2 protein-coding genes are annotated in these 1,685 nt (G+C 62.1%); both read right to left on the reverse strand.

Features of this window, described 5'->3' with window-relative positions:
* Positions 1–890, reverse strand: an 890-nt coding sequence (locus ENZ75_RS31065; protein ID WP_128278592.1) for an ABC transporter substrate-binding protein, incomplete at its 3' end; no start/stop codon positions are given.
* Between the two features lie 219 nt (positions 891–1,109).
* Positions 1,110–1,685: LysR substrate-binding domain-containing protein (locus tag ENZ75_RS31070; RefSeq protein WP_245481314.1), on the reverse strand; the 576-nt coding region annotated here is incomplete at its 5' end.

The following is a 1,685-nucleotide window of genomic DNA, read 5'->3' on the forward strand; positions in this document are numbered from 1 at the left end:
CAGTTGGGGTTGGCGGCGTCGGCCTCCATCATGGTGGTGTCGGCCCAACCGGTGGCGCCCTCCTCCGGGATGGTGGAAGCGACCGGCTTCTTGGCGGCGACCAGCGTGTTGACCTGATACGGCCACGAGCCGGAAGCGACGACGCCTTCGTTCTGGAAATCGTCGACCTGGATGGCGGCGTCGTGCCAATAGCGGCCAACCAGTGTGCGTTGGACGCGCAGCAATTCGAGCGCCGCCTTGTACTGGCCCTCGTTCAGTTCATAGGGATCCTTGATGCCGAGTTCCGGTTTGTGGAACATCAGATAGTTGGCCGCATCCGCAATGTGGATCGGCCCGTCATAGGCCTGGACGCGGCCCTTGTTGGACTTGCCGTCCGGCAGCTTCATTTCCTCAAAGACGATGTTCCAGCTCTTGGGAGCCTCCTTGAACACGTCGGTGTTGTACATCAGGACGTTGGGACCCCACTGGTAGGGAACGCCGTAGTGGGCGCCGCCGACGGTGAACCACGGCGCGTCCTTGAGGCGCTCGTCGACCGTCTTCCAGCTCGGGATGAGATCGGTGTTGATCGGCTGCACGCGCTTGCCGGCAACGAGGCGCAACGAGGCATCGCCCGAAGCGGTGACGAGGTCGAAGCCGCCCTCATTCATCAGCGAGACCATCTCGTCGGAGGTGTTGGCGGTCTTGACGTTGACCTTGCAGCCGGTCTCCTTCTCGAAGGAAGTCACCCAGTCATAGCCCTTGTCGGTTTCGCCGCGCTCGATGTAGCCCGGCCAGGCAACGATGTTGACCTGGCCTTCGCCCTTGCCAAGTTCCTTGACCTGGGCGACGGCCTGACCGGAAAAGGTCAGCGCGACCGTCAGAGCAGTGCATGACTTCAGGAATGAATTCATTGTCGATCTCCCATTTAGGCGCCTGACCCTGAAAGCCGGTTTCGGTCTTCGTTAGGGGTCACGCGCGGACTGAAAACTGTCAGTTCGTCCGTTGGGCTTGATGCCGCTCTGATGGCGGCTTTGGTCCCTGAACCGAAAGTGCTTTGAAAATTCCGGTTTCGCAAATTCATTTATCAGAAGGGCGATATCGGTTTTTCCGATAGATGTGCAGCCGGCGTCTCAGGGACGCTGGCGGACCGTCCGTTGCGACTGGGCAAGACCGATGAAATCGCGCGCGGCCTGCGGCAGACCGGAGCCGCGCCGCCAGACCATGCCGACCTGGACCACCGGCAAGGAGCCGGAAATATCGCGCGATTCGATGCGGTCGCCTTCCAGCGACCAGGGCCGGTAGACGAGATCGGGCAGCAGCGCCACGCCGGCACCGGTGGCGACCAGACTGCGCACGGCCTCCACGGAACGGGTGCGGAAGGCGACATGCGGCTTGGCGCCGATCGCCGTCAGCAGCTTGCCGGTATTCTCCTCGATCTCGTCGACGGTCAGCATGATCAGCGTTTCGGAGGCAATGTCGCCAATGCTGATGATGTCGGCGCCGACGAGCGGATGACCGAGCGGCAGCCACAGCCGATAGGCCGAGACTTCGAGGATTTCCGACTGCAACGCGGTGCGGTCGCGCAAATTGGAGGTGACCATGACGGCAATGTCGAGCTTGCCGCCGATCAGGAGGTGTTCGAGATAATCGCCATTGTCCTCGATGGCAGAGACCTCGACGCCGGGATAGGCACGGCGGTAGCGGGC

It is taken from the genome of Mesorhizobium sp. M7A.F.Ca.CA.002.04.1.1 (assembly GCF_004022805.1).
GTDB lineage: Bacteria > Pseudomonadota > Alphaproteobacteria > Rhizobiales > Rhizobiaceae > Mesorhizobium > Mesorhizobium ciceri.